We start from the raw sequence: 4988 nt of genomic DNA on the forward strand, positions 1-4988 counted from the left end.
GTGCCCGACGGAGCCCCGTCGGGCACGCGGCGGAGTGTGCGCCGGGCGGGCGCGCGGGTGAGGTGCCCCGGACCGGAGCCGGGGGACGGGGCCGGGGCCGGTCGGGTCAGCGCGGGGCGCAGCCGCAGGAGCGGCGGATGACCAGGGCGGAGGGGAACTGCTTGAGGCGTTCCCGGCGGGAGCCCGCCACCCGCAGCGCGTCGTCGAGGACGAGGTCCACCGCGGCCCGCGCCATGGCGGGCCGGTCGGAGGCGATGGTGGTGAGCGGCGGGTCGGTGAGGGCGGCTTCCTTGACGTCGTCGAACCCGGCCACGGCCAGCTGCTCGGGCACGTCGATGCGGAGCTCGCGGGCGGCCCGGAGCACGCCGATGGCCTGGTCGTCGGTGGCGCAGAAGATGGCGGTGGGCCGGTCGGGCCGGGCCAGCACCTCCAGGGCCACGCGGTAGGCGTCGTAGCGGTTGTACGGGGCCTCGATCAGGCGGCCCTCGACGGAGCGCCCGGATTCCAGCATGGCCCGGCGCCAGCCCTCGACGTGGTCGGCGACCGGGTCGCCGACGGAGGGGGTGTTCTCGATGCCGCCGATGCAGGCGACGTACTCGTGCCCGTGCTCCAGCAGGTGCCGGGTGGCGAGCTGGGCCCCGCCGATGTCGTCGGTGACGACGGCCACGTCGTCGATGGCCTCGGGCCGCTCGTGCAGCAGCACGACCCGGGCGTCCCAGGCCTCGATCTCGGAGGCGGCCTGCTCGCTCATGCCCTGGCTGACCAGGATGAGCCCCGAGACCCGCATCCCGAGGAAGGCCCGCAGGTAGTGGACCTCGCGCTCGGTGCGGTAGTCGGAGTTCCCGACGAGCACCATCTTGCCGCGCTCGGCGGCGGCCTGTTCCACGGCGTGCGCCATCTCCGCGAAGAAGGGCTGCCGGGCGTCCGGGACGATCATGCCTATGAGGTCCGTGCGCCGTGAGGCCATGGCCTGCGCGACCCGGTCGGGCCGGTAGCCCAGGTCCTTGATCGCTGCGAGGACACGCTCGCGCGTGGCCGGGGCGACCGGCCGGGGTCCGTTGTTGATGACGTAGCTCACGACGGCGGTCGAAGTCCCCGCAAGTCGTGCCACGTCATCCCGCGTCACCTTGGCCACGCGCGAGAGTCTACGCGGGGTGACCTACCTCTGGGCAGGGCGTCCTGTGCCGCGGACGGCGGCGGTCGGGTCCTCCGTCCGGGTGATGGCCTCGGCGGCCTCCGTGACGGCCTTCCCGCGGGCCTCCTCGGCGGCCCGCTCGACCTTCTCGGGGGCGACGAAGCGGTAGCCGACGTTGCGGACCGTGCCGATCAGCGACTCGTGCTCGGGGCCGAGCTTGGCGCGCAGCCGCCGGACGTGGACGTCGACCGTCCGGGTGCCGCCGAAGTAGTCGTAGCCCCAGACCTCCTGGAGCAGCTGGGCGCGGGTGAAGACGCGGCCCGGGTGCTGGGCCAGGTACTTCAGGAGCTCGAACTCCTTGAAGGTGAGGTCGAGGACCCGGCCCTTGAGCTTGGCGGAGTAGGTGGCCTCGTCCACGGAGAGGTCGCCGTTGCGGATCTCCATGGGGGAGTCGTCCGTGCCGAGCTGGCGTCGGCCGGTGGCCAGCCGCAGCCGGGCCTCGACCTCGGCGGGACCCGCGGTGTCGAGGAGGACGTCGTCGATGCCCCAGTCCGCGGTGACGGCGGCGAGGCCGCCCTCGGTCACCACGAGGAGGAGGGGACAGCCGGGGCCGGTGGAGCGGAGGAGCTGGCAGAGGGAGCGGACCTGCGGGAGGTCGCGGCGCCCGTCGATCAGGATCACGTCGGCGCCGGGGGTGTCCACGAGGGCGGGGCCCTCGGCGGGGGCGACCCGGACGCTGTGGAGCAGCAGGCCGAGGGCGGGCAGCACCTCGGTGGACGGCTGGAGTGCGTTGGTGAGCAGGAGAAGGGAGCTCATCAGCGGTCACCCGCCCGGGTCGGACGATCGTCGTACTCGGTTCGCTGGCCCATCACGTCGGTTCCTCCTCGGTCCCGTCGAGGACGTTGCGGCTGCTTCGTGCGGTCTTGCGTCTCTTGTGCGGCTTTCCTGCGCGTTTCATGCGTCCGTGCGGTGCGCGGTCGTCCGGCGCGGGTCCCCCGCGCCTTGGGTTCCCGCCGGGCCACCACTGTTCGCGGTGTGTTCAACGTGCTGAAAGCACAAAAGGACCCGGGGGCTACGTTGCCCGGATCCTCTGCTCAGCAGAATAGCCCACGCTCCGCCGCCCGAGAGGGCCCCGTGACGGAGGTTTCTGTCGCCTCGGTCACGTCCGCCGCCGTGGCGCGGGGGCCGTCGGGGGCCGCCGGGACGGGGCCGCGGGAGGTTCCGGGCCGGTTCCGGGGAGGGTCGGTCGGAGCGGACGGCCCGGGGCGGTCGAGGGGCGCGGACCGGGGGCGTACGGAAGCGAGCGGGGCGGCGCGCACGGATCGCCGCGCGCCTGCCGGAGCGGCCGTGCGTGGGTCGCGCGCGGGCCGGTCGGGGTGCCCGGTGCCGCTCCCGTGCCGGTCCCGGGGCTCGGGCCCGGCGGCCCCGGGCCGCGACGCCAGGCGTCATCATGGAGTCCTGCGCCCGCCCGACGGGCGGGAGGAAAGGAGCTGCTGTGGCAGCGGGAATCATCCGCTACTGGGCCGCGGCCAAGTCCGCGGCCGGGACCGCGGAGGAGCCGTACTCGGCCGGAACACTCGCCGAGGCCCTCGACGCGGTCCGTGACCGGCACCCGGGGGAGCTGACCCGCGTCCTCCAGCGCTGTTCCTTCCTGGTGGACAGCGACCCGGTGGGCAAGCGCGCCCACGAGACGGTGCTGCTGACCGAGGGCGGCACCGTCGAGGTCCTGCCGCCCTTCGCGGGCGGGTGAGCGGCCTCCGATGAGCACCGGACACAGCGGTAACGGCGGCACCGGCGACAGCGCCGGCAGCGGCGAACACGGCGGTCACGGCGGTCACGGAGCCGACGGCGGTCACGGGGGCCCGGGCGAGGGGCAGCGGCCCGGGGAGACCGACCCGTACGCGACCCAGACCTGGTCCACGGACACCTGGGACACCTCCTACCAGCCGGTCCAGCCCCGCCCCGGCGAGGCACACCCCACCGGCGCCCCGGGCACGGACCCCTACGGCGCCGTCGCGGGCTGGCCGGCGGCCGGGACCGGACAGGTCCCCGCGCCCGCCTCGGGCGACTGGCCGGCGGCGCCCTCCGGGGCGTGGCAGGCGGCGGGTGCAGGGCAGGCCCCGGTGACGCCTGGTCCCTCCTCCGGCGACTGGCCGGTCGCGGGCACGGGCCAGGTACCCGGCCCCGCGGCCACCCCCACCCCGTGGCCGGAAGCCGGCACCGGCCAGGCCGCGGCGCCCTCGGCCGGCTGGACGGCGGGCACCGGACAGCAGGTCCCCGCGCCCTCCGGTGACTGGCCCGTGGCGGGCGCCACCGGTCAGGCACCCGCGGCCCCCGTCGACGACTGGCCCGTGGCGGGTACGGGCCACGGCCCCGTCCCCGCCGGGGATTGGGCCGCCGGCACCGGACAGCCCCCCGCACCGGCCGGCGGCTGGGCGGTCGGCGGCGGCACCGGCGCGGAGTGGCAGCAGCCCCCCACCGGCACCACCGCCTCCCCGGTCTGGCCCGAGGCGGGCACCGGCCACGGCGCCGCGCTGCCCGGACAGGACCCCTCCGGACAGTCCTCCTGGCCCGGCCCCGACGCGTCCCCGACCCCCGGCCAGGACCCCTACTCCTCCTACGGAGGCCCCGGCGGTACGGGCCTCGGCGGCGACCCCGCCGGATCCCACGAGCCCCACCCGGCCCCCGCCACGACCGCGCCCCCCGAGGCCGCGACCGAGAGCACCGCCTACCTGCCCCCGCAGACCGGATCCGTGCCGACGGGCACCCCTGCCGACCCCGCCGGCGGCCCCGCCGGCGAGGGCGCCGACGGGGCCGGCCCCGCCTGGTCCCCGCCCACCCTGGGCGGCGCCACCCGGATAAGGGACCCCCAGCAGGCCCGGGCCGAGGGCCGGTCCCCGATCATCGACCCCGGTCCGCAGTCCGCCCTGCTCACCGCCGCCCTCGGCGGCCTGCTCGCCGCGGCCGCCGCCTTCGGCGACCTGGCCCTGCTGCTGCCGCTGGTGGTCCTCCAGGGACTCACGGCGGCGGGCTGGTTCCGGCTCAACGGCATGTGGCCCGCGCGGCAGGGCATCGCCCTGGCCTTCCTGGGGGCCCTGGTCGCCGACGCCGCCGTGCTCGCGGTGGGCCAGGAGCACGTCGCGGGAGCCGTCATCGGCACCCTCGGCGTGTGGGTGCTGCTGACCCTGGTCCTCCAGCTCCGCAGCCACGCCTCTCCCGACGAGCGGGTCTACGGCCTGATGGCGAGCGTCACCTCGGCGGCGCTGGCGGTGCTCTGCACGGGCTACCTGGCCGCCGAGGGCTCCGCCGCCTCCATCGGCGCGCTCGCGGTGGCCGTCGCGGCCGTGGCCCGTGCCCTGCCGCTGCCGGCGGTGCCCTCGGTGGTGGCCTCCCTCGGCGCGGCCGCGGGCGCCGGCATCGTGGTCGGCGGCTTCACCGGCACCGGTGCGGGCGGTGGCGCGCTGCTCGGCCTGACGGCCGGGGCCTGCGCGCTGGTCGGGCTGCGGGTGGCGGCGTACGACTACCCGTCGAAGTTCGTCCACATGACGGCCGGCGTCGCGATGCCGCTGGCCGCGGCGGCACCGGCGGTCCACCTCATCGGCCGCGTCGTCGGCTGAACCCCCTGGGCGGGGCCGCCCTTCCGGCACCCCGCCCAGGACCCCCCCCGGGCCCGCCCCACCTGGCGGCTCCGCCCCCACCCGGCGGCTTCGCCCCCACCCGGCGGCTCCGCCCCCACCCGGCCGCTGCTCGCCCGGTGCGCCTCAAGCGCCGGCGGGGCTGGATTTCGGCCGGGCGGATAGTGGGGGGGGGGCCCGGGCGCCCCCGCGGGGGGCGCGGGGGCCGCCGGCCGACC

General features: G+C 77.1%; 4 protein-coding genes. 2 read left to right on the forward strand and 2 right to left on the reverse strand.

Going from position 1 to position 4988, the window contains the following annotated elements; genetic code table 11:
- Nucleotides 1-106 precede the first annotated feature (106 nt).
- The gene (locus tag ABTZ17_RS36240; RefSeq protein WP_352200080.1) at nt 107-1135 is read right to left on the reverse strand and encodes a LacI family DNA-binding transcriptional regulator; all 1029 of its coding nucleotides are present in this window, start codon (nt 1133-1135) and stop codon (nt 107-109) included.
- Nucleotides 1136-1159: 24 nt separating this feature from the next.
- Nucleotides 1160-1951: a winged helix-turn-helix transcriptional regulator gene (locus ABTZ17_RS36245; protein ID WP_352200081.1), complete on the reverse strand. Its 792-nt coding sequence runs from the start codon at nt 1949-1951 to the stop codon at nt 1160-1162.
- Nucleotides 1952-2630: 679 nt separating this feature from the next.
- Between ABTZ17_RS36245 and ABTZ17_RS36250 the strand changes: the two genes are divergently transcribed.
- Together ABTZ17_RS36250 and ABTZ17_RS36255 are read left to right on the forward strand one after the other, a co-directional pair.
- Entirely contained in the window at nt 2631-2885 is a 255-nt protein-coding gene (locus ABTZ17_RS36250) for a MoaD/ThiS family protein (protein ID WP_352200082.1), read from the forward strand.
- A gap of 601 nt (nt 2886-3486) precedes the next feature.
- Nucleotides 3487-4752 (forward strand): hypothetical protein, encoded by a 1266-nt coding sequence (locus ABTZ17_RS36255; protein ID WP_502994985.1) that lies wholly within the window; start codon nt 3487-3489, stop codon nt 4750-4752.
- Nucleotides 4753-4988 lie beyond the last annotated feature (236 nt).

Source organism: Streptomyces sp. NPDC097619, assembly GCF_040302735.1.
In the GTDB taxonomy this organism is placed as follows: domain Bacteria; phylum Actinomycetota; class Actinomycetes; order Streptomycetales; family Streptomycetaceae; genus Streptomyces.